Below are 23,198 nucleotides of genomic sequence, written 5' to 3' on the forward strand. Positions count from 1 at the left end.
CAACAAAGAGCGCCTGCCTGAGCCGCTCGGCTACATCACACCAATCGAAGCAGAGGAGAAATACGAACAAGCCTTGCAGTCAGATAAAATCGTAGCTTGAAAAACGAACTCAACAGTCTCCGGCAAAACCGGGGCGGTTCACCGAAGCGCAAATTCGATGCTGCTGCGCGCATCACCACTTGCCTCTTATCAAGGCAGTCTGCATGATTTGAGGCAGCGCCCGTAGCATCGCTTGGGAGAGCACGCCCGCCGCGCCGGTTGCGATTGTCCGCACCCGGCAGGCAGGCAGGATGCACGGCGCCTATGAGGGAGAACACCATGCTCAAACGTTTGCTCGCGGCTGCCGCCGCCTCTGCCGTGATGGCCACTGCCGCCTCCGCGGAAACCGATGTGCCCTTTGCACTCGACTGGAAATTCGAAGGGCCCTCCGCGCCCTACTTTGCCGCCATCGACAATGGCCATTTCGCGGATGCCGGCCTCGCGGTCGAAATCTCGGCCGGCCAGGGCTCGCTTGACGCGATCCCGAAGGTCGCCACCGGCGCCTTCCCGATGGGCTTTGCCGACATCAACTCGTTGATCAAGTTCCTCGATCAGAACCCCGGCGCGCCCGTGACCGCCGTGATGATGGTCTACGACAAGCCGCCCTTCGCCATTATCGGGCGCAAGTCGCTTGGCGTCTCGGAACCCAAGGACCTCGAAGGCCGCGTCCTCGGCGCACCGCCCCCCGACGGCGCCTGGGCGCAGTTCCCGGCCTTTGCCACGGCCAACGACCTCGATGTGGACGCGATCACCGTCGAGCCGGTGGGCTTTCCCACTCGCGAGCCAATGCTGGCCGAAGGTAACGTGGCGGCTGTGACCGGCTTCTCCTTCTCGTCCTTCCTCAACCTCGTGCGCCTCGGCGTGCCGGAGGATGACATCTCGACGATCCTGATGGCCGACAACGGGCTTTCGCTCTACGGCAACGCGATCATCGTGAACACCGACTTCGCGGAGGCCAACCCGGAGATCGTGACCGGCTTCCTGACCGCAGTCGCGGCAGGCTGGAAAGACGCAATCGCGATGCCCGGCGCCGCCATCGAGAGCCTGATCGAGCGCAACCCCGCCGCCGACGCCGCCCTCGAAGAGCGCCGCCTGCAGCTCGCCATTGACGCAAACGTCGCCACCGACTTTGCCATGGCCAACGGCATGGGCGGGATCGACGCGGACCGTATGGCAAAGGCACTGGAGCAACTCGCCGAAACCTACGAGTTCCAGAACGCACCTGACGCCAGCCTCTACTTCACCGACGCGTACCTGCCCGCCGCTGACGCGCGGATGTTGAAGTAAGTTCTAAGTCCAATGCCTCCGGCGGGGATATTTCTCGCCAGAAGAAGATAAAGACCCGCGTGTCCTTCTTCTGGCCGTCAAATATCCCCGCCGGAGGCTCCCCAAGGCCGCCCCCATGACCGACGCCCTGATTGAGATCCGTAACGTCCGCCACGCGTACCAGACCCAGGACGGCCCTTTGCCCGTGCTGGACGGTCTCGACATCTCGGTACCCGAGGGCGGTTTTGTCGCCGTCGTAGGGCCTTCGGGGTGTGGCAAGTCCACGCTGACCCGGCTTGTGGCAGGGCTGATGAAGCCTGACGAGGGCGAGGTTTTTTTACATGGCGAGAGGGTCAAGGGACCCAAGTCGACCGTTGGCATGGCGTTTCAAAACCCGGTGATGCTCGAATGGCGGACGGTGCTTGAGAACGTGCTCTTGCCGCTCGAGATCGTGCCGACCAAGCTCTCGAAGGCAGCGCAGAAGGACCGCGCGCGGCATCTGTTGTCGCTGGTGGGTCTCGAAGGGTTCGAGGACAAGCGCCCTTCGGAGCTCTCGGGTGGGATGCGGCAGCGCGCTTCGCTGTGCCGGGCCATCGTGCATCAGCCCGAGGTGCTCATCCTAGATGAACCCTTTGGCGCGCTCGATGCCTTCACGCGCGAGGACCTCTGGCAGACCATGCACAAGGTCAAGGAGGAAGAGCCCTTCACTGGCGTTCTCATCACCCACGACCTGCGCGAATCGATCTTTCTGGCCGATCAGGTAGTCGTTCTTTCAGGCCGGCCTGCTCGCACGCAGTACGTCATGGACATCCCGTCGAACGGCCCCCGCGTGCTCGACGATCTCTACACGCCCGAAGCGGCCGAACGGCTCAACATCCTGCGCCACCAGATCCAGATCGCCCAAGGGCGCAGTCCCGCCGAGGAGACTGCAGCATGACCCCTCGCGCCATTCTCGTACCACTCTCGGCACTCGTGATATTCGGCCTCTTCTGGGAGTTCCTCGTCTGGGTGAACGGCTGGCCGAACTACAAGATGGCCTCGCCCTCGGACCTCTGGCCCGCCTTCTGGAAGTTCCGCTGGCTCTTTCTCGAATACGGCTGGGACACGCTCTGGCGCACCGTCGTCGGCCTGATCATTGCGGTGATATTCGGCGTCGCGCTCGGCATGGTCATGGGCTTTTCGCGCACCATGCGCGACGCGCTCTACCCGCTGCTCGTGGGATTCAACGCCATCCCAAAGGCCACGGTGGTTCCGATCATCGCGCTCCTCTTCGTCGGGCAGCACGACATGAACACGATCCTGATCGCGTTCCTGATTTCTTTCTTTCCCATCGCCGTGTCCGTCTCAATCGGGCTTTCGACGCTCGAGCCGGAGTACCGCGACATCCTTGCGGCCCTCGGCGCCTCCAAGATGACGATCTTCTGGAAAATCGCCCTGCCGAAGACCCTCCCGGAGTTCTTTGGCGCGCTCAAGGTCGCGGTCACGCTCGCCTTCATCGGAACCAACCTGATGGAGATTGTCGAGCCGCACGGGCGCGGCCTTGGCCACCTCTTTGACTCGGGGAAAATCTCTGCCGACTACCCGCTGATGTTCGCCGTCCTGATCGCGCTCGCGCTGATGGGGATCGTGCTCTACTACGTGGTGGTCGCGCTCGAGAAGGTGTTTGCCGGCTGGGCGGAGCGTCAGCCCACCTGACTGCCGCAGGCTCAAAGCGCAACACTTGTAAGGTGGGCATCTGCCCACCCCCTTCCCTCGGCACTGCGCACGGCCTAGAAGGCGGCAAAGCCCGAGGGACACGCCATGCGCCGCGCCGAGATCACACGCAAGACCGCCGAGACCGACATCTCCGTCCAGATCGACCTCGACGGGACCGGAGCCTACGACAACCAGACGGGCGTCGGGTTCTTTGATCACATGCTCGATCAGCTCGCGCGGCACGCGCTGATCGACATGACCATCCGCTGCGAAGGCGACCTGCACATCGACGACCACCACTCGGTGGAGGACGTGGGCATCGCGCTCGGCCAGGCGCTCACACAGGCGCTTGGCGACAAGAAGGGCATTCGCCGCTACGGCTCCTGCCATCTGCCGATGGACGACGCGCAGGTGCGCTGTGCGCTCGACCTCTCGGGGCGGCCTTTCCTTGTGTGGAACGTGGACTTCCCCACGGCCAAGATCGGGACATTCGACACCGAGTTGGTGCGCGAGTTCTTCCAGGCGTTTGCCACGCACGGCGGGATCACGCTGCACGTGGACCAGCTCCACGGGATCAACAGCCACCACATCGCCGAGGCAGCGTTCAAGGCAGTTGCGCGCGCGCTGCGTGAAGCCGTCGAGAATGACGCCCGCCGCGCGGATGCCATCCCGTCGACCAAAGGGTCGCTTTAGGCAATGACCACGGCGATCATCGACTACGACAGCGGCAACCTGCACTCCGCTCACAAGGCGTTTGCGCGCATGGCCGCCGAGGCGGACGCGGGCGAGGTCACCGTCACCTCCGACCCCGAGGTCATCTCTAAAGCCGACCGGATCGTGCTGCCTGGTGACGGCGCCTTCCCCGCCTGCCGACGGGCGCTCTTTGACCACCGCGGCGTCTTCGAGGCGATGGAGGAGGCGCTCGTCACCCACGCCCGCCCCTTCTTCGGCATTTGCATCGGGATGCAGATGCTGGCCACGAAGGGGCTCGAGTACAGTGAGACGCTCGGATTCGACTGGATCGGCGGCACGGTGGCGCCGATCACGCCGAGCAACACGAGCCTGAAGGTCCCGCATATGGGGTGGAACGATCTGGTGCTCGAGGCCTCGCATCCCGTTCTCGACGGGATCGCAACCGGCGATCACGCCTATTTCGTGCACTCGTTCCAGTTCGAGGTCGATGACCCCGCACACCGCATCGCGCATGTGGATTATGCCGGCGACATCACGGCCATCGTCGCACGCGACACGCTGGTCGGCACGCAGTTTCACCCGGAGAAAAGCGCGGCCACGGGCCTGCGCATGATCCGCAACTTTTTGACGTGGCGGCCCTGACGGGACAGCCATTGTCGGTTTTCAGGCGGAAGCGCCCTGCCCGCCCGCCTAGTCTGGACCCATGCGCCTGATCCTTACCCTCGCCGCGCTTTACCTGTCGGTGATCCTGCTCCAGCTCTCCTCCGGCGGCGTCGGCCCACTCGACGCGCTCTCGGGGCTGGCGCTGGGGTTCACGACGCCGCAGATCGGCCTTCTGGGGTCCGCGCATTTCATCGGGTTCTTCATCGGCTGCTGGTGGGCGCCGCGCCTGATGGGCAGCGTCGGGCCGTCCCGGGCCTACGCGACGTTTACCGCGCTCGGTGCGATGGGGCTCTTGGCGCACACGCTGACGGATGCGCCGCTGGCCTGGGCCGTCTTTCGCGTCGCCTCGGGCATCTGCATCGCCGGCAGCTACACCGTGATCGAGGCGTGGCTGCAGGCGCGCGCCACCAACGAGACGCGCGGCCGGGCCATGGGCACCTACCGCTTCATCGACCTCGGCGCATCGCTGGCCGCGCAAGGCATGATCGGCGTGCTCGAGCCCGGCGCCTACGTCTCCTACAATATCCTCGCGCTGATCTGTTGCGCCGCGATCCTGCCGATGGCCGTCACGCGCCTCGCGCCGCCGCCTGTGGGCGATCACCCGCGCCTCGACCCGCGACTGCCGCTGCGTCTGTCCCCGCTCGCCGTGGCCGCCGTGCTGGTGGCCGCGCTCGGCACCGCGTCCTTTCGCATGATCGGCCCGGTCTATGGCGAGAATGTCGGCCTGCCGCCCGGCCAGATCGCGCTCTTTCTTGCTGCCTTCATCGGAGGCGGGGCGCTGTCGCAGTACCCGGTGGGCTGGCTCGCGGACAAGTACGACCGGCGCTGGGTGCTGATCTGGCTGTCGGTGGCCGCGATTGGCTCGAGCCTCCTGACGGCGCTGCTCCCACCCGGAGGCGCAGGCCAGGTGCTCGCGCTCTCGGCACTCTTCGGCTTCACCTCGATGCCGATCTTCTCGGTGGCCGCCGCCCACGCACACGATTTTGCGCGCGGCGATCAGCGGGTCGAGCTGTCGGCGGCGTTGATGTTCTGGTACGCGCTCGGCGCCATCGCCGCGCCGCTCGCCGCCTCCTGGCTGATGGCGCAAGCCGGGCCGGCCGCGCTCTTCTGGCTGATCTCCGCGGGCCACGCGGCGCTTGTGGTTTTCGGCCTGATGCGGATGCGCGTGCGCGCCGCGCCCGAGGACCGCACCAACTATGTCTACGCGCCGCGCACCTCGTTCCTGATCGGGCGCCTCCTGGGTAAAAGCCGCGATAAGTGATCTGGCCCCGGGCGGGCCAAGCCTATATCACGCGCAGGACCCTAGACCCGGACGCGCCGATGACCCGCCACCTGATCACCTCCGCCATTCCCTACATCAACGGGATCAAGCACCTCGGAAACCTCGTCGGCAGCCAGCTGCCCGCCGACCTCTACGCCCGCTACCAGCGCGCGCGTGGGAACGAAGTGCTCTTTCTCTGCGCCACCGACGAGCATGGCACCCCTGCCGAACTCGCTGCTGCGAAGGCGGGCAAACCCGTGGCCGAGTTCTGCGCCGAGATGCACGAGGTCCAGGCCAGGATCGCGGACGGCTTCCGGTTGTCCTTCGACCACTTTGGGAGGTCCTCGTCACAGCAGAACCGACGCCTGACCCAGCACTTTGCAGGGCGCCTGGCGGAGGCAGGGCTGATCGAGGAAGTCTCTGAAGCCCAAGTCTATTCGAACGCCGACGGACGCTTCCTGCCGGACCGGTACATCGAGGGCACCTGCCCCAACTGCGGCTACGAGCACGCGCGCGGCGACCAGTGCGAGAACTGCACCAAGCAGCTCGACCCGACCGACCTGATCAACCCGCGCTCGGCAATCTCCGGCTCGACCGATCTGGAGGTGCGCGAGACAAAGCACCTTTACCTCCGCCAGTCCCAGATGCGCGACCAGCTGAATGCCTGGATCGACAGCAAGAGCGACTGGCCGGTTCTAACCACGTCGATCGCCAAGAAGTGGCTGAACGACGGCGACGGCCTGCAAGACCGCGGCATCACGCGCGACCTCAGCTGGGGCGTGCCGGTCAAGCGCGGGTCCGACGATTGGCCGGGCATGGAGGGCAAGGTGTTCTACGTCTGGTTCGACGCCCCCATCGAGTACATCGCCTGCGCCGAGGAATGGCAGGACGCCGGCAAGGGCTCTGACTGGGAGCGCTGGTGGCGCACGGACAAAGGCGCGTCCGACGTGCGCTACACGCAGTTCATGGGCAAGGACAACGTGCCTTTCCACACGCTCAGTTTTCCAGCGACGATCCTCGGCTCCGGCGAGGATTGGAAGCTGGTCGATTACATCAAATCCTTCAATTACCTCAACTACGACGGCGGTCAGTTCTCGACCTCGAAAGGCCGTGGCGTGTTCCAGGATCAGGCGCTCGAGATCCTGCCCGCGGACTACTGGCGCTGGTGGCTCCTGAGCCACGCGCCGGAAAGCTCGGATGCCGAGTTCACCTGGGAGGCGTTCCAAAAGGATGTAAACAAGGACCTCGCGGATGTGCTCGGCAACTTCGTCAGCCGCATCACCAAGTTCTGCCGCTCCAAATTCGGCGAAGAGGTCCCGACAGGCGGCGCCTTTGGCCCCGAAGAGGAGACGCTCGTCGCGACCTTACAGGCGCGCCTCGCGGCCTATGAAGCGCATATGGAGGCCATCGAAGTGCGCAAGGCGGCCGGTGAGCTGCGCGCGATGTGGGTTGCAGGCAACGAGTACCTGCAATCCGCCGCGCCCTGGTCGACGTTCAAGACCGATCCAGAGGCGGCCGCTGCGCAAGTGCGGCTGGGCCTCAACCTCATCCGCCTTTACGCGATCCTCTCGGCGCCCTTCGTGCCGGACGCCGCGGAGACGATGATGCAGGCGATGGGCTCGGACGACTGGAGTTGGCCGACGGATGTGGCCGCAGCCCTGCAAGCCCTGCCGGCAGGGCATGGCTTCACCGTACCGGACGTGCTTTTTGCCAAGATCACGGACGAAGCGCGAGAAGACTGGCAAGAGCGTTTCTCGGGCACGCGCGACTGAAAACGTTGCAGCAAATTCAATGCCGCCCTCCCGAGGGGAGTTTACTTGGGAAGATGAAGCGGAACGTGAGCTCTTCATCTTCCCAGAAAAACTCCCCCCGGAGGGCCGATTTACCAAAAGCCGTCAGGATGGTGGTGAGCGCCCCTTCCCCCGGTGGCAGTCGCGTGTCAGTCTCCGCGTAGCGAGGGACCTGAGATGCCGATCACGACTGCTATCTTTGACGCCTATGGCACTCTTTTTGACGTGGCAGCGGCGGCGCGCGAGGCGGCGGGCGAGCCGGGACGAGAGGCTTTTGCCGAGGCGTGGCCGCAGGTGGCAAGAGACTGGCGGCTCAAGCAACTGCAGTACACCTGGCTGCGGGCCGTCCAAGGCGCGCATTGTGATTTCTGGCAGGTCACGCAGGACGGGCTCGATTGGGCGCTGGAGGCGGCGGGGCTGGCGGAGCCGGAGCTGCGCGCGCGGCTGTTGCAGCTTTACTGGGAGCTGTCCGCTTACCCGGAGGTGCCGGGCATGTTGCAGGCGTTGAAGGCGCGTGGGCTGGCGACGGGTATTCTTTCCAATGGCTCGCCCGCGATGCTGGAGGGGGCTGTGCAGTCGGCGAGGGTCGGAGACGTGCTGGACGCGGTGCTGAGTGTGGAGGACGTGGGCGTCTTCAAGCCCGCCAGTGTGGTCTATGACATGGTCGGCGCGCGGTTCAGGTGCGCACCCGGTGAGGTGCTCTTTGTCTCGTCCAATGGCTGGGACGCGGCGGCGGCGGCGGCTTACGGGTTCCGTACGGTGTGGGTGAACCGGGCGGGGGAACCGGTGGACCGGTTGCCGGGCAAGCCTGAGACCATCCTAACGGATCTGACGCGCATCCCGGAGGTGATCTGATGGCGCATTTTACCACGTCGGACCGGCTGTCGATTTACTACGAAGATGAAGGCCAAGGACTGCCGGTGCTGTGCCTGTCGGGGCTGACGCGGGATGGGCGGGACTTTGACTATGTTGCACCGCATCTGACGGATGTGCGGCTCATTCGGATGGATTACCGCGGACGGGGGCGTTCGGAGTTTGGCGACTGGCGCGACTACACCCTGCAGCGAGAGGGGATGGACGCGCTGGAGCTGCTCGATCATCTGGGGATCGCACAGGCTGCGATCCTCGGGACCTCGCGTGGGGGGCTGATCGCCATGGGGCTGGCGGCCACCGTCAAGGCGCGGCTGCTGGGCGTTGCGTTGAATGACATCGGGCCGGAGCTGGACCCGAAAGGGCTGACCAACATCATGGGTTACCTTGGCCGGGCGCCGGTCTGGAAGACGCTAGACGAAGCAGCCGAGCACCGCCCGCATGTCATGCCCGGGTTCGCCAACGTCCCGGCTGCGCGGTGGCGGGCAGAGGTGGAAAAGTTCTACGTCGAGACGCCAAACGGGCTCACGATCACCTATGATCCGCATTTGCGCGACGCGGTCGAGGCCGGAGGCGCGACACCGATGCCAGACCTCTGGCCCTTTTTCGACGCGCTGGAGGGGCTACCCGTTGCGGCGCTGCGCGGGGCGAACAGTGACCTTTTGAGTGCCGAGACATTTGCCGAGATGCAGAGGCGCCGTCCCGACATGCACGCGGCAGACGTCGCGGACCGCGGTCACGTGCCGTTTTTGGACGAGGCGGAAAGCCTCGCCGCGCTGCGCGGCTGGATTGGAGACATGACATGAATATCGAGATGATCCGCGCGGCGCAAAAGCGCCTCGACGGCCACGCGCGCAAGACGCCGCTGCTGAGCTCACCGTTTCTGGACGAGATCGCGGGGCGGCGGGTGTTTTTCAAGCCCGAGTGCCTGCAGCACACCGGCAGCTTCAAGTATCGTGGCGCGCGCAACGCAGTGGCGGCTTTGGACGATGAGACGCGGGCGCGCGGGGTGATTGCCTCGTCCTCGGGCAACCACGCGCAGGGCGTCGCACTGGCGGCGCGCGAGCATGGCGTGCCGGCGGTGATCGTGATGCCGGACGACGCGCCGCAGCTCAAGATCGCCAACACCCGCGCGCTGGGGGCGGAGGTGGTGCTCTATGACCGCGCAGCCGGCGAGGACCGGGAGGCGATCAGCGCAGACCTGGCGCAAGCGCGCGGGCTGACGCTCATCCGCCCTTTCAACGAGCCGCAGGTGATCGCGGGGCAAGGGACCTGTGGGCTGGAGATCGCCGCGCAAGCCGCCGAGCACGGCGTGTTGGAGGCGGAGGTGCTCGTCTGCTGCGGCGGGGGCGGGTTCACGGCGGGCATCGCGCTTGCGCTCGAGGCCGAAGCGCCCGGGATGCGCGTGCGCCCGGCGGAGCCGGAGGGATTCGACGACGTGAAACGCTCGCTCGAGACGGGCGCGATCCAGAGCAACGCGGCGACCAGCGGCAACATCTGCGACGCGATCATCACGCCGGCGCCGGGCGACATCACCTTTCCGATCCTGCACCGGCTTTGCGGGCCGGGGCTGACGATCACCGAAGGGCAGGCACTCGCGGCGATGTTCCACATCTTTGAACGGCTCAAGCTGGTGGCCGAACCCGGCGGTGCGGCGGCAGCGGCGGTGGCGCTCTTTGGCGGCGACCAACTGGAGAGCGACACGGTCATCTGCACCATCTCGGGCGGCAACGTGGACCCGCACATGTTCGCCCGCGCGCTCGTCAGCAAAGGCCAGCCATGAGCGCGTTCACCATCGCCAGTTTCAACGTCAAGAACCTGATCGGGCCGGATCAGGAATACTACCGTTTTCAGAGTTACACGCCCGAGGAATACGCGTGGAAGGCGGCCTGGCTCGCCGATCAGGTGCTGACTCTCGACGCGGATGTTGTTGGATTCCAAGAGATTTTCGAGGAAAGCGCGCTGCGCGACGTGATCGCCATGGCCGATGCCGAAGGGGCGGAGGCCAATGCGCAGAACGTGCCGGACGCCTCGAAACGCTACCGGCGCAAGGCGATTTTTCGCAGGCTGGCCTACACGGGGTACGGCGATGCCGCGCTCGCCTTTGCGCCGAACGTGAACGACGGCGCGCCGGGGCAGCGGCGGCCGGGGGTGGCGATCCTCGCGCGGCACGGGTTCGCGGAGCCGCCTGAGATCATTCAAGAGCTCGAAGCGCCGCTCACGATCCCCTTTTCCGCTTTGGGTGGTGCGGAGGATGGTGGCGGGTTCACCCTGAAGCGCCTGTCGCGCCCGATCCTCAAGGCGCGGGTGCGCGCGGGCGCGCATGTCGTCACGGTCTTTAACTGCCATCTCAAGTCCAAGCTGGGCGAGTATCCGCGCCCTGAGGGGGCAGACTTTGCGCCCGAGGCGGACCTAACGCGGTATGACCCGGTGGGACGCGCGGCGGGCGCGCTCAGGGCGGCGCTGCGGCGCATGGCCGAGGCGTGGGTGCTGCGGCGCGAAATCGTGACAGAGCTTGGCAAAGGCCGCCCGGTGATTGCGCTGGGTGATTTCAACGACGGGGAGCACGCGGTCTCGTCCGAGATCATCTCGGGCGAGGTGCCGTTCAAGAACTACGCCTGGATGCTGCGCCACGATGCCGAGCACGGCGGGGATCGGTATTCGGAGGCCGAGAACGAAGCGATCACCGAGGCGATCGAGGCGGTGCGGCTGCACTCGGCCGAGCACCTCTTTGTCCAGAAATCGGCGCGGGACATGGTCTTTACCACCGCATTTGGCGGGGTCTACGAGAGCATCGACCAGATTTACCTGTCGCGGCACTTCCTGCCGCGCAGCGCGCACAGCATTGGACAGATGGACTATTTCAGCGTGCTCAACGACCACCTGACCGACGGCGCGCATCCCGAAGCGCCCTACAACAAGCTCGCCTCGGACCACGGTCAGATCATGGCGCATCTGACGCTGGGGGACTGACGCGTGAGCAGGGCGGCTGACATCACAACCACCGACGTCAAAGCGACGAAGGTCTTTTTGCTGATGACGGTGATGATCGACGCCATGGGCATCGGTTTGATCATCCCCGTGATGCCTGACCTCATCCGCGAGGTGAGGGGCGCAGACCTTGGCACGGCGGCGCTTTGGGGCGGGGTCATGTCGACCGTCTTTGCGGTGATGCAGTTTCTCTTTGGCCCGGTGCTGGGCTCGCTGAGCGATCGCTATGGGCGCCGCGTCGTGCTGATGACGTCGCTGGTGTTCATGGTGCTCGACTACCTCTTGATGGCGATTGCTGGCACGATCTGGCTCTTGCTGCTTGGCCGAGTGATCGGCGGGATCACGGCAGCGACCCAGGCGACGGCATCCGCCTGCATGGCCGACATCTCCGCCCCCGAGGACAAGGCCAAGAATTTCGGCCTCATCGGCGCAGGCTTTGGCGCGGGCTTCGTGCTCGGTCCGCTCATGGGCGGCTTTCTGGGAGAGTTCGGCACCCGCGCGCCGTTCTATGCCGCCGCGGCACTTGCGGCGCTGAACCTGGCGCTGGGGTACATGGTGCTGCGCGAGACGCTGCCGGCGGAGAAACGCCGCCCGTTCAACTGGCGCCGGGCCAACCCGTTCGGCGCGGCCAAGTCGGTGTCGGCCCTGCCGGGCGCGGGCCGCCTCCTGGTCGTTTTCTTCTTTTTCCAGCTCGCCTTTGTCGTCTATCCGGCGGTCTGGTCCTACTACGCGCTCGAGCGTTATGGCTGGGAGCCGGGCACGATCGGGCTATCGCTGGCGCTCTTCGGCATCTCCTTCGGGCTGGTGCAGGGTCTGCTGATCGGACCGGTCATCAAGCGGTTCGGGGAGAAGAAAACCGTCACCGGCGGGCTCATCTTCGACGTCGCCGCCTTTGCGGTGATCGGGTTCATCTCGTCGGGCACCTGGGCGCTGATCCTGGTGCCGATCACCTCGCTCGCCGCCGTGGTTGTGCCGGCGCTTCAGGGCATCCTCTCCAAGCAGGTGGGGCCGGAGGCGCAGGGCGAGCTGCAGGGTGTGCTGACCTCCGCCGGGGCGATGGCGGCGATCCTGTCGCCGATGATGATGACCACTGCGTTCTTTGCTTTCACAGGCGACAGCGCGGTGTACCTGCCCGGCGCGCCCTTCTTTCTGGCTGCGGCTTTGGCAGCGGCGGCGCTCTGGGTGTTCTGGTCGTGGCAAAGCGCGCCCGAGTGACGTTGCGGCACCGGGCCGTCGCCTTGGTATGTGCCTGACTTTCCCGGCAAAAGGTCGCAAACGGACGCGCGCCTGTCGCGTTCTCGCCCGCACGGTGGCGGGACGTTTCTTGCAAAGGCCCCACCGATGACCCCGATCAAAGCTGCCGTGTGCCGCGCCTTCGGCGCGCCGCTGTCGATTGAAACAGTCCACCTGCGCGCACCCACAGGCGTCGAGGTCGAGGTGGCGCTGGAAGCGGTGGCGATCTGCCATTCGGACATCACCTATGCCGAGGGCGGCTGGGGCGGCGACTTGCCTGCGGTCTACGGCCACGAGGCGGCAGGGCGCATCACGGCCGTCGGCGCGGGCGTGCGCGGGCTGTCGGTTGGGGATCCGGTTGTCGTCACGCTGATCCGTGCCTGCGGAGCTTGCCCGTCCTGCGCGTCGGGGCGCCCGGTGGGGTGCGAGACGCCTGCGGACCCGGCCTCCACCCCGCTACGCACCGAGGGCGGTGAGACCATCGTCCAGGCGATGAACTGCGGCGCCTTTGCCGAGAAGGTCGTCGTGGAGCAGAGCCAGGTGGTGCGCCTGCCCGAGGGCATTGACATGCCGGCGGCCTCCCTTCTTGCGTGCGGCGTAATCACGGGCGTCGGCGCTGTGGTGAACGCCGCGAGCCTGCGCGCGGGCGAGGACGTGGTGGTGATCGGCGCGGGCGGCGTCGGGCTCAACGCGATCCAGGGCGCGCGCATCGCCGGTGCGCGCCGCATCGTGGCCGTCGACATGACCGAGGACAAATTGGAGACCGCCAAGGCGTTTGGTGCGACCGATGGCGTGCTGGCGAGCGACGCAAAGCCCTGGCGCGCCGCGATCAAGGCGATGGGCCGCGGTGCGGACGTGGTCGTCGTCACGGTGGGCGCCATTCCGGCCTATGACCAGGCGCCCCGCTATCTGGCGAACAAGGGCCGGGTCATCATGGTCGGGATGCCGCATTCGGGCGCCATTTCCACCTACGAGCCGGTGATCCTCGCCGCGACGGGTCAGGGCATGACGGGCTCCAAGATGGGCGACGTGGTGATCCAGCGCGATATTCCTTGGATGGTGGACATGTACGCGCAAGGCCGGCTCAAGCTCGACGAGCTCGTCTCGCGGACTTGGGCTTTGGAAGAGATCAACGACGCGATTGCCGATACCAAGGCGGGTGGCGCGCGGCGCAATGTGATCGTCTTTTGAGGGGTGCTTGCGGCAGATCGGCCCTCCGGGGGGAGTTTATTTTGGAAGATGAAGCTTAGGGCGCTGCGATGAAACTGGCTGACCTCGACGTGATCGTGACCGCGCCGCCTGCTCCAGGCTGGGGCGGGCGTTACTGGATTTTGGTGAAGGTCACCACGGCCTGCGGGATCACGGGCTGGGGCGAGTGCTATGCGGCGAGCGTCGGGCCGGTCGCCATGGAGGCGGTGATCCGGGACGTCTTTGCGCGCTATTTCCAGGGGGAGAGCCCCGAAAACGTGGAGCGGCTCTTTCGGCGAGTCTACTCGTCCGGCTTCACCCAGCGGCCGGATCTGACGGTGATGGGCGCGTTTTCGGGGCTCGAGATCGCCTGTTGGGACATCCTCGGCAAGGCGCGGGAGCGGCCGGTCTGGGCGCTCATCGGCGGTCGGATGTGGGATCAGGTGCGGCTTTACACCTACCTTTACCCGCTCGAGCAGCACCGGGTGGCGGACTTTTGGACCTCGCCGGAGATGGCGGCCGAGTGTGCGGTGGAGATGGTTCGGCAGGGCTACACCGCTGTCAAGTTCGACCCGGCCGGGCCTTATACGATGCGCGGCGGGCATCAGCCTGCGATGGGGGATATTTCCCTGTCGGTGGCGTTCTGCAGAGCGATCCGAGAGGCGGTGGGCGACCGGGCCGATCTGCTCTTTGGCACGCACGGCCAGTTCAACACGGCGGGCGCGATCCGGCTGGGTCAGGCGCTCGAGCCGTATCTGCCGCTCTGGTACGAAGAGCCGATCCCGCCCGATCACATCGACCAGTTCCGCCCGGTCGTGGACGCGGTGCGCATCCCGGTGGCGACAGGCGAGCGGATGACGACCAAGGCCGAGTTCGCCGCTGCCTTGCGTGCCGGGGTGGCGATCCTGCAGCCGGCGCTGGGGCGGTCAGGCGGGATTTGGGAGACCAAGAAGATCGCGGCGCTGGCGGAGGTGCACAACGCGCAGATGGCGCCGCATTTGTACGCTGGGCCGGTCGAATGGGCGGCGAACCTGCATCTCGCGACGGCCTGCCCGAACACGCTCATCGCTGAGACGATCGAGACGCCGTTCCACGACGCGCTGATCAAGGGCAGCATCCGGGTGGAGTGCGGGCATGTGGCGCTGGGAGAGGCCCCGGGGCTCGGGATTGAGGTGGACGAGGCTTTGGCGCGCGCGCATCCCTACACGGGCGACGGCCTGCACCTGCAGATGCAGGATGACCCCTGTGATTATGTACATGGGAACAACTTTGCCGGGGGTGCTCCGGTCAAGGCGTAAGGCACAAGCCGGTTTTGGCGGTGCCCACCTTACGGGCAAGTAACGGGAGTGCAGTGGCTTACAGCGGGCGAGCTTTAGCCCAACGCAAGAGAAACATCAGTTCACGCGCCGGCCCAAGGGGTGGCGCATCGCGCCGCCCGTTTTGCCAAAGGCAAACCTAAGGTTTGACGGGGGCGGGTCGGCGCGGCCTGACGGTTCCCGTCAGGCGGGCGCTTTGATTTAGGCCAGTGCGTATAAGGTTTGAGAAGACCCACTGTTCGGCACCGGCACCGCCTTCCTTACCGGGAAGCGAAGGGAGGACCTCAGTGTGGAGCGACGGCACTGCCCACCTTACTTCGAACTCATCTAATCCCAAAGGCTTCCAGCAAAGCATCAAGCGCAGGGACAAGTCGCGCCCCCGCGCCTGATCAAACTCACGCCGCGCGGTCCCAAGGGCGGGTGTAGGCGCCCAGGACGTGCGTGATCGCGTCGTCGTCGGCCTTGCCCGAGACCTGTGCCACAAGCCCGCGTTTCTTGTCGTCGATGACCGACGTGACCTGCGCATCGACGCCTGCCTCGCTGAGCGCGGCGTTGTAGACACGGGTGATAGCCGATTTGCGCAAGTCGGGCTTGAAGACCTTGCCCACAGCGGTTTTCGGCAATTCATCCAGGATTTCCAGATGCTTGGGTTGCGCAGCGCGTTCGAGGACCTGTTCCTTGCAATAGGCCATCAGCTCGTCCGTGGTCACGGAGGCTCCCGACACCAGCTCGACAAAGGCGCAGGGCAGCTCGCCGGAGTGTGCGTCAGGCTGTCCAATGGCGCCGGCAAAGGCGACGGCATCGTGGCCGAGCAGCGCCTCCTCGATCTCGGCGGGGTCGATGTTGTGACCGCCGCGGATGATCAGGTCCTTGGCCCGGCCGGTGATCCAAAGGTAGCGGTCCGCGTCCATGCGTCCGAGATCGCCGGTCCGCAGGTGCGTGCCCCAGTAATAGAGGTCCACATTCTTGTCCGCCTCGGTGTAGGTGTTGCCGGGGAAAACGCCGGGGTTCGACACGCAGATCTCGCCGATCTCGTCGGTCTCGCACTCGACCGGGCCGTCGGGTGTCTGCTTGACGATGCGTACGTCGCAGTACGGGAAGGGGATGCCGATGGAGCCGACCTTCTTTTCCCCGTCGACGGGGTTGATCGAGACGAGGCAGGTCGCCTCCGTCAGGCCGTAGCCCTCGACGATGGAGACGCCCGTCGCTTTCTCGAAGCGCTTGAAGAGCTCGAGGGGGAGAGGCGCGGAGCCGGAGAACGATGTCTTGATCGAGGAGACATCCGCATCGACCGGGCGTTGCATCATCGCCGAGATGGCGGTCGGCACGGTGATGACGAATGTGATCTTCCACCGCTCGACCAGCTTCCAGAAGTTGTCGAAGACGCCGTCGCCCCGGTAGCCCTGTGGCGTGGGGAAGATGACATGCGCGCCCGACGACAAGCACGCCATCAGGATGACGTGGCAGGCAAAGACGTGAAAGAGCGGCAGCGGGCAGATCACGTTGTCCTCTTCGGTGAAGAGGAGCGTGTCGCCGAGCCAGCCGTTGTAGATGATGCCCGAATATTTGTGCTGCGCGACCTTCGGCATGCCGGTGGTGCCGCCAGTGTGGAAGTAGGCCGCGACGCGGTCTTCCTTGACGTCCTCGAAGGCGAGCGTGCGGGGTTGCTTGGCCAGCTCTGCGCGGAAGTTCAGGACCTTGGCCTTGTGGGTGACCTGTACCTTGGGGCGAATGAGCGGGACGATCCAGGACTTTGGCGGGGTCAGGTAGCGGTTGAGATCGACCTCGAGCACCGTCTCGACATTTGGCGCGAGCGCTACGGCGGCATCGGCCTTTTGCGGCACGTCGGTCTTGGGGAAGCCCTTGAGCGTCACCAGCACCTTGGCGTTGGTCTCGCGCAGGATCGCGCCGATCTGCTCGGCGTCCAGAAGCGGGTTGATGGGGTTGGCGATGCCCGCGACGCAGCCGCCGAGCAGCGTCAGCACGGTCTCGTTGGCGTTCGGCAACAGGTAGGCGACCACGTCGGTCGGGCCGACACCCAGCGAGCGAAAGAGGTTGGCAGCCTGCGCGGTTTGCGCCTGAAGCTCGGACCAGGAGAGCGTTTCGGCCTTGTCCTTGGGGCCGGAAAGGATCTGGTAGCTGATCGCCGGCCGGCTCGGGAAGCGCTCGGCGGTGTGGCTGAGCATGTCCCAGAGCGTGACGGCCTTGTCGCGCTGATCCCATGGCATTGCATTCTCGATCGCATCGCGATCGGCGTATGACGCAAAGGTCATCGTGGTCCTCCCCTAGGCTCCCTTGACCCGTGAAGTTTGCTTCACTGGGACGTCTTCTTGAGTGGTGATCTAAAGTGAAAGGCTTTGCGCCGCGGCGCAAGCGTGACGGGGCGTCCTTGTGGCGGCTCTTTGCGCAATTCAGGCAGTGTTCGGACCGTTTTCATGGCTTGGGGCGGGAAAAGGGCCCTGCGCGTGCTGCGCAAGGCCCTTGGTTGGTCTGCTGCTCGATCCGGTTTCGCCCGGGTTGTGGTGTCGGAAGGGTTCCCGCGTGGGCGGGATCGCGGTCAGTAGATGTAGCGAATCTGGTCGGTCCAGTAGCGCTCCATCCGGCGGAGCGCGCCGGTGATGTCGCTCATGTTCTGATCGCCCAGGATGTTCTTGGTCTCGAGCCCCTCTGCGTGGCGCTCGAAGAGCTGGCCCACGAGGTCGCGCACGCCGCGTCCCTTTTCGGTCAGGCGCACGCGCACCGAGCGGCGGTCGATCTCGCAGCGCTGGTGGTGCATATAGCCCATCTCGACGAGCTTCTTGAGATTGTAGGACACGTTCGAACCCTGGTAGTACCCGCGGCTCTTGAGTTCGCCCGCCGTGACCTCGTGATCGCCCACGTTAAAGAGGAGCAGCGCCTGCACCGCGTTGATTTCGAGGATGTCGACACGCTCGAACTCGTCCTTGATCACGTCGAGCAGGAGGCGGTGCAAGCGCTCCACCAGACCCAAAGCCTCGAGATAGCCGTCCATGAACGCCCGCTTTTCGCCCGCGTTCATTGCGTGTTGCATGTTCATCTGATGTCTCCGCCGTCTTGTTCTGTTGGCGCCAACTAGCGGGACAATCGCCAATATAACGTTAAAACGCGGCAGCTTCGGATAAAATGCGATGTAGTTTTGGGGGCGGAGGTTTGTGGTGCGTTCGAAGTGGGCTTCAGTATACTTGGTTCGTGCTCGCGTCATTCAAAGCACCCGCCTGACAGGCACTGTCAGGCCGCGTCATGCCAAAGGCATGCCTCCGGCATGACCCGCCCCCGTCAAACCGTAGGTTTGCCTTCGGCAAATTGGGCGGCGCGATTGCGCCACCCCGCGGGACGGCGCGTGAAATTCTGTTTCTAGTGTCGCAGGCTAGGCGCAGCCCACTCTACCGCTGCGGCAGCGTCGCCTGAATCTCGTCAATCAGCGCGGCGTAAACCTCCGGTGTCTCGGCGGTACCGGCGACCCAGGCGTAGAGGTCGTGGTCGTTTTCCTCAAGCATCCGCTCGTAAAGGTCGATCATCGGCGGATCGAGCTGGGCCAGACGCACATTGGAAAAGTGCATCAGGATCACGTCCATCTCTTTGATCCCGCGCCGCATGGAGCGCATCCTGAGGCGGCGCAGCTGCGTCTCGCCAGCACCCATGCCAGGCTCCTTACCAGTGTCCTTCACGGTCATTCCGCGGGCGCCGCGCCCATGGCGCGCAGCCGTTTCTCGAGCCGGCCAAGGCGGTCGGCAGAGCGCAGCATCTGCGACTTCATCTCGCGCATCTCGGCGAGGATCGCGGCCATGTCGGACTCGACCGCAGCGCTCTCCGGCGCGTCGAGCCCCTCCCCCTCGCCGGTCAGGAGCCAGGAGATCGACACGTTCAAAAGCCCCGCAAGCATCGACAAGCGGTTAGCGCGCGGCTCGGAGAGGTCATTCTCCCAGCCCTGCAGCGTCTTGAGGCGGATGCCGAGGCGGCTCGCCAGTTCTTCCTGCGTGAGGTTCAGCGCCTGCCGCGCGCCGGCGATGCGGTCGCCAAAGGTCGCCGCGTCCGGGCCGTACCAGTCAAAGTCGTGCTCTGTCATGCGTCCTGCGCCTTTCGAATGTGGATTGCCGGGAGGTTGAGGCGAGACTAGACCAAGCGCGGCCAAGTTCAATCGAAAGGCACGACCATGTCTCTGCTCTCCGCGACATTATCGACGATCAAACCCTCGCCGACGATTTCGATCACCACGCGCGCGGGCGAGCTCAAGGCAGAGGGGCGCGACATCATTTCGCTCAGCGCAGGAGAGCCGGATTTCGACACGCCGGACCACATCAAGGCCGCCGGGATCGCCGCCATCGAGGCCGGGCACACGCGCTACACGCCGCCCGACGGCATCCCCGAACTCAAGGACGCGATTGCCGCCAAGTTCGCGCGCGACAACGGCCTCAACTACACCCGCGCGCAGATCAGCGTCGGCACGGGCGGAAAGCAGGTGCTCTTCAACGCGCTCAAGGCGACGCTGAACCCCGGCGACGAGGTCGTGATCCCCGCGCCCTACTGGGTCAGCTACCCGGATATGGTGCTGCTCTGCGGCGGCGTGCCGGTGGTGGTCGAGACCGGGATCGAGACGGGCTATCGCCTGACGCCGGAGGCGCTGGAGGCGGCGATCACGCCCCGGACGAAATGGCTGATCTTCAACTCGCCGTCGAACCCCACGGGCGCGGGCTATGACTGGCAGAGCCTCAAGGCGCTGACGGACGTGCTGCTGCGCCACCCCCATGTCTGGGTGCTGTCGGACGACATGTACGAGCATCTGGCGTTTGGCGATTTCAAGTTCTGCACCCCCGCCGAGGTCGAGCCGCAGCTTTACGACCGGACGCTGACCACCAATGGCGTGAGCAAGGCCTATGCGATGACCGGCTGGCGCATCGGCTATGCGGGCGGTCCCGAGGAGCTGATCCGCGCGATGCGCAAGGTGCAGTCGCAGACGACCTCCAACCCCTGTTCGGTCAGCCAGTGGGCGGCGCTGGAGGCGCTGAATGGGACGCAGGACTTTCTCGCGCCCAATGCGCGGATGTTCGAGGCGCGGCGCGATGCGGTTGTCAGCGCGCTCAACGCCTGCCCGGGGATCGACTGCCCGGTGCCAGAGGGCGCGTTCTACGTCTACCCGTCTATCGCCGGCTGCATCGGCAAGACCTCCAAAGGCGGAACGCGCATCGACACGGACGAGGCGTTTGTGACGGCGCTGCTCGAAGAGACCGGCGTGGCAGTGGTCCACGGCGCTGCGTTTGGCACAAGCCCGGCGTTCCGCGTCAGCTACGCGGCCTCTGACGCGGCGCTCAAAGAGGCCTGCGCGCGGATCAAAGCCTTTTGCGAGGGCCTCACCTGACCTGTCGTTTTTGGACGGGACGGCGCACGCGAGCGTGCTAAGCCCGCAAGGTCGCTGGAAGGAGGGCCCGGCCGATGTGGGAGTGGATGCGCGAGAGCGAGGCGCTGGTGTACCTGGCGGGGCTGAGCCTCGTCTTTGGCTACATCATCACCAACCAGCTGGTGCTGCGGCTCTGGATCGTGGTCGGGACGGTGCTTTACATCGCCTATTACGCGACTGCCGCCGCGACGCCGCTCTGGGGCGCGATCTACATGTCGCTGGCGATGGGCGCTGCGAACTTTGTCGGGATTGCGAGCCTCCTCTGGCACCGCTCGCGCCGGGCCGTGCCGGCCGCCCACGCCGACCTTTACGATCAGCATTTCGCGCATATCCCGCCCGGTGACTTTCGCGCGCTGATGGCCCGGGCCGACCGGCACGTGCTGCGCGCGCCGCAAGTGCTGACCGAGATCGGGCGCCCCGTCGATCAGGTCACCTTCGTGATCGCGGGCCAGGCAGAGGTCGAGAAGGAGGGCGAGCGCTTCATGTTGCCGCCGGGACTTTTCTTTGGCGAGGTGTCCTACATCCTCGGTGGGCCGGCCTCGGCGACCTGCACGGTGCCAGCGGGCGCAGAGGTTGTGATCTGGCGGCGGGGCGTGCTCGATGAGATGTGCCGCAAACCGCGGCTCAAGCTCGCCTTCGAGGCCGCCGTCGCCTACGACATGGCGCGCAAGGTGAGCGTGGCCGTGGCCCCTGCCCGCCTGCGCGTGGCGCCCGATGTGCTGGACAAGGCGCCCGCCCCGCGGAACCCCGACTTTGACGCCGCCCCCGAGACCGCCTAACCTGCATCAAACCCGCAAGAGATGGGCCGAGGCATGACCGAGCTTCCCGAGTACTACTTTCGCGTGCGCGACAACGGCGCCTTTGTCTACCGTGTGGACACCGAGAACCGGCAGCGCCGGATCGAGCTAGACCAGATCGCGGTGGTCAACATCCGCAACGGCGAGGTCAAACCCCACGGCGATACGCGCCTCACGGACGCGGACAAGGCCGAGATCGATGCGTGGATGAGGCGCCGCAAGGCGGTGCTGGCCGCGCGCGACATCGATGACATCCGCCGGGCCATCGACTACCTCAACACGACCGCGCATTGGGTCCAGTCCAAGGCGAGCCCCGAACAGCTCGAGGAGATCACCGACGACATGTTGCTCGCGATGCACGATCTGCGCACGATCCTGGTGCGGAAGAAGGCGGATCGGTTGACGGGTGGTTGATGAGTTTCGGCTTCTTCACGGTACACAGTCGCCTAAATCAAAGCGCCCGCCTGACAGGCACTGTCAGGCCGCGCCGACCCGCCCCCATGGGGCGGCGCGATGCGCCACCCCTCGGGTCGGCGCGTGAACCTCTGTTTCCATTTTCTCAGCTTTAGGAACGCCTCAAGCCCCTACCTCAAAGCGTCCGCGCCTGCACCCGGAACCGCCAGCACAGCGACACCGCCGCCATCGTCAGACCCAGCACCAGCCCGGCCCAGACGCCCACCGCGCCCCAGCCAACGGTAAAGCCCAACAGGTAAGAGGCCGGCATCCCGATGCCCCAATAGCTGACCGTGGCCAGCACCATCGGCACGCGCGTGTCCTGGATGCCGCGCAACACGCCCAGCGCGACGACCTGCGCGCCGTCTGCGATCTGAAAGAGCCCCGCCATCGCCATCAGGAGCACGCCCAGCGCGAGGATCGCCAGCCGGTCGGGCTCGGCCGGATCGAGAAAGAGCGACAGGATCGGCTCGGGAAACACCAGAAAGATCAGCAGCGTCGAGACCGCGATCAGAAAGGACACCACCAAGGCCACCACTGCGCCGCGCGTCAGGTGCACCGGATCGCGCCGCCCGTAGGCATTGCCCGCCCGCACCGTGGCCGCATTCGCCAGCCCGAGGTGGATCATGAACGTGGCCGAGGCGACCTGTAGCGCGATCCCGTGCGCAGCAAGCGGCACCGTCCCGAGCCAGCCGACCATCAGCGCCGATCCGGCGAACAGCCCCGTCTCCGCCAGACTTGTCCCGCCAATTGGCAGGCCGAGGCGAAAGACGCGCGCCATGATCTCGGCATCGGGCCTCCACACCCGTTGGAACAGCGCATGCTCGGGCAGCACCCGCACCGCGTAGGCCACCACCGCGATCACCGTCAGCAGCGCCGTCAGCAATGACGCCCAGCCCGCGCCCACGATCCCCAGCTCGGGCGCGCCATAGCGGCCAAAGATCAGCACCCAGTTGGCAAAGCCGTTGACCACCGCCCCACCCACGCTTAGCCACAGCACGATCTGCGTGCGCTCGAGCGCGGCGAGGTAGGACTTCATCGTCATGATGATCAGATGCGGGATGATCGCAAAGCCCATGACCCGCAGGTAGGACTGGCCCAGCGTTGCCAGCTCCGGCTCCTGACCGAGCAGGCGCAGGATCGCCCCCGACCACCAAAAGAGCGGCAGGCAAAGCGCCCCGAACAGCACCGACAGCCACAGCCCCATGCGCGTCACGCGCCGCACCTGCGTCTCGTCGCCCTGGCTGTGCGCCTCCGCCACCAGCGGCATCACCGCCCAGGCAAAGCCCGACCCGACGATGAACAGCAGGAAAAAGTAGCTCCCGGCCAGCACCTGCGCGGCCAGCGCCTCAACCGCGTACCAGCCCAGCATCACCGTGTCCGTCAGCTGCACGGCGAACTGCGCCAGATGCCCGCCGATCAGCGGCAGGCCCAGCACCAAAAGCGCGCGGGCATGCGCTGGAGGAGACACGGTTTTCAGCATGCCCACTCCTTAGGCAGAGGGGAGATCGCCCGCAATGGGGATTGCGC

Annotated in this window: 22 protein-coding genes; 17 read left to right on the forward strand and 5 right to left on the reverse strand. The window is 65.7% G+C overall.

What is annotated here, in order from left to right:
• Positions 1-318: 318 nt before the first annotated feature.
• The 14 genes from ACU0B3_RS00005 to ACU0B3_RS00070 all read left to right on the forward strand — a co-directional run bounded on the left by ACU0B3_RS00005 (position 319) and on the right by ACU0B3_RS00070 (position 14,987).
• A complete protein-coding gene (locus tag ACU0B3_RS00005) occupies positions 319-1,326 on the forward strand; it encodes an ABC transporter substrate-binding protein (protein ID WP_446258747.1) in 1,008 nt (335 codons plus the stop codon).
• Positions 1,327-1,441: 115 nt separating this feature from the next.
• Positions 1,442-2,242, forward strand: coding sequence for an ABC transporter ATP-binding protein (locus tag ACU0B3_RS00010; RefSeq protein ID WP_446258748.1), 801 nt, complete (start codon positions 1,442-1,444; stop codon positions 2,240-2,242).
• Positions 2,239-3,000 carry an ABC transporter permease gene (locus ACU0B3_RS00015; RefSeq protein ID WP_446258749.1) on the forward strand — a complete coding sequence of 254 codons (762 nt, stop codon included), beginning with the start codon at positions 2,239-2,241 and terminating at the stop codon, positions 2,998-3,000. The genes ACU0B3_RS00010 and ACU0B3_RS00015 overlap by 4 nt, the downstream gene beginning before the upstream one ends.
• Before the next feature lie 105 nt (positions 3,001-3,105).
• Positions 3,106-3,693, forward strand: coding sequence for an imidazoleglycerol-phosphate dehydratase HisB (hisB, locus tag ACU0B3_RS00020; RefSeq protein WP_446258750.1), 588 nt, complete (start codon positions 3,106-3,108; stop codon positions 3,691-3,693).
• Between the two features lie 3 nt (positions 3,694-3,696).
• Positions 3,697-4,335 (forward strand): imidazole glycerol phosphate synthase subunit HisH, encoded by a 639-nt coding sequence (gene hisH / locus ACU0B3_RS00025; RefSeq protein ID WP_446258751.1) that lies wholly within the window; start codon positions 3,697-3,699, stop codon positions 4,333-4,335.
• Between the two features lie 61 nt (positions 4,336-4,396).
• Complete coding sequence (locus tag ACU0B3_RS00030) at positions 4,397-5,617, forward strand: MFS transporter (RefSeq protein WP_446258752.1); 1,221 nt, start codon at positions 4,397-4,399, stop codon at positions 5,615-5,617.
• 59 nt (positions 5,618-5,676) lie between these two features.
• Positions 5,677-7,389, forward strand: coding sequence for a methionine--tRNA ligase (gene metG / locus ACU0B3_RS00035; RefSeq protein ID WP_446258753.1), 1,713 nt, complete (start codon positions 5,677-5,679; stop codon positions 7,387-7,389).
• A gap of 195 nt (positions 7,390-7,584) precedes the next feature.
• Positions 7,585-8,262: a haloacid dehalogenase type II gene (locus ACU0B3_RS00040; RefSeq protein WP_446258754.1), complete on the forward strand. Its 678-nt coding sequence runs from the start codon at positions 7,585-7,587 to the stop codon at positions 8,260-8,262.
• The gene (locus tag ACU0B3_RS00045) at positions 8,262-9,083 is read left to right on the forward strand and encodes an alpha/beta fold hydrolase (RefSeq protein ID WP_446258755.1); all 822 of its coding nucleotides are present in this window, start codon (positions 8,262-8,264) and stop codon (positions 9,081-9,083) included. Before ACU0B3_RS00040 ends, ACU0B3_RS00045 begins: the two co-directional genes overlap by 1 nt.
• On the forward strand, positions 9,080-10,060 hold the full coding sequence (locus ACU0B3_RS00050) for a threonine ammonia-lyase (RefSeq protein ID WP_446258756.1): 981 nt from the start codon (positions 9,080-9,082) through the stop codon (positions 10,058-10,060). The genes ACU0B3_RS00045 and ACU0B3_RS00050 overlap by 4 nt, the downstream gene beginning before the upstream one ends.
• Positions 10,057-11,250, forward strand: coding sequence for an endonuclease/exonuclease/phosphatase family protein (locus ACU0B3_RS00055; protein ID WP_446258757.1), 1,194 nt, complete (start codon positions 10,057-10,059; stop codon positions 11,248-11,250). Before ACU0B3_RS00050 ends, ACU0B3_RS00055 begins: the two co-directional genes overlap by 4 nt.
• A 63-nt stretch (positions 11,251-11,313) precedes the next feature.
• Positions 11,314-12,483, forward strand: a complete 1,170-nt coding sequence (locus tag ACU0B3_RS00060) for a TCR/Tet family MFS transporter (RefSeq protein WP_446258955.1) — start codon at positions 11,314-11,316, stop codon at positions 12,481-12,483.
• Positions 12,484-12,609: 126 nt separating this feature from the next.
• Complete coding sequence (locus ACU0B3_RS00065) at positions 12,610-13,692, forward strand: zinc-binding dehydrogenase (protein WP_446258758.1); 1,083 nt, start codon at positions 12,610-12,612, stop codon at positions 13,690-13,692.
• A 68-nt stretch (positions 13,693-13,760) separates the two neighbouring features.
• Positions 13,761-14,987, forward strand: a complete 1,227-nt coding sequence (locus ACU0B3_RS00070) for a mandelate racemase/muconate lactonizing enzyme family protein (protein ID WP_446258759.1) — start codon at positions 13,761-13,763, stop codon at positions 14,985-14,987.
• A 413-nt stretch (positions 14,988-15,400) separates the two neighbouring features.
• Here the strand turns inward: ACU0B3_RS00070 and ACU0B3_RS00075 are convergent, their stop codons facing one another.
• From ACU0B3_RS00075 to ACU0B3_RS00090, 4 genes are all read right to left on the reverse strand, one after another.
• Positions 15,401-17,278, reverse strand: coding sequence for an acyl-CoA synthetase (locus ACU0B3_RS00075; RefSeq protein ID WP_446258760.1), 1,878 nt, complete (start codon positions 17,276-17,278; stop codon positions 15,401-15,403).
• Between the two features lie 284 nt (positions 17,279-17,562).
• Positions 17,563-18,060 carry a MarR family winged helix-turn-helix transcriptional regulator gene (locus tag ACU0B3_RS00080; protein WP_446258761.1) on the reverse strand — a complete coding sequence of 166 codons (498 nt, stop codon included), beginning with the start codon at positions 18,058-18,060 and terminating at the stop codon, positions 17,563-17,565.
• Positions 18,061-18,406: 346 nt separating this feature from the next.
• Positions 18,407-18,664, reverse strand: coding sequence for an FAD assembly factor SdhE (locus ACU0B3_RS00085; protein ID WP_446258762.1), 258 nt, complete (start codon positions 18,662-18,664; stop codon positions 18,407-18,409).
• A gap of 29 nt (positions 18,665-18,693) precedes the next feature.
• Positions 18,694-19,089, reverse strand: a complete 396-nt coding sequence (locus tag ACU0B3_RS00090) for a helix-turn-helix domain-containing protein (RefSeq protein ID WP_446258763.1) — start codon at positions 19,087-19,089, stop codon at positions 18,694-18,696.
• Positions 19,090-19,176: 87 nt separating this feature from the next.
• Between ACU0B3_RS00090 and ACU0B3_RS00095 the strand changes: the two genes are divergently transcribed.
• The 3 genes from ACU0B3_RS00095 to ACU0B3_RS00105 all read left to right on the forward strand — a co-directional run bounded on the left by ACU0B3_RS00095 (position 19,177) and on the right by ACU0B3_RS00105 (position 21,629).
• On the forward strand, positions 19,177-20,379 hold the full coding sequence (locus ACU0B3_RS00095) for a pyridoxal phosphate-dependent aminotransferase (protein ID WP_446258764.1): 1,203 nt from the start codon (positions 19,177-19,179) through the stop codon (positions 20,377-20,379).
• Between the two features lie 74 nt (positions 20,380-20,453).
• Positions 20,454-21,197, forward strand: a complete 744-nt coding sequence (locus tag ACU0B3_RS00100) for a Crp/Fnr family transcriptional regulator (protein WP_446258765.1) — start codon at positions 20,454-20,456, stop codon at positions 21,195-21,197.
• Positions 21,198-21,230: 33 nt separating this feature from the next.
• A complete protein-coding gene (locus ACU0B3_RS00105; RefSeq protein ID WP_446258766.1) occupies positions 21,231-21,629 on the forward strand; it encodes a hypothetical protein in 399 nt (132 codons plus the stop codon).
• Positions 21,630-21,804: 175 nt separating this feature from the next.
• On the opposite strand, the gene ACU0B3_RS00110 is transcribed toward ACU0B3_RS00105, so the two are convergent.
• Complete coding sequence (locus ACU0B3_RS00110; RefSeq protein WP_446258767.1) at positions 21,805-23,151, reverse strand: MATE family efflux transporter; 1,347 nt, start codon at positions 23,149-23,151, stop codon at positions 21,805-21,807.
• Positions 23,152-23,198 lie beyond the last annotated feature (47 nt).

Source organism: Pseudaestuariivita sp., assembly GCF_052825805.1.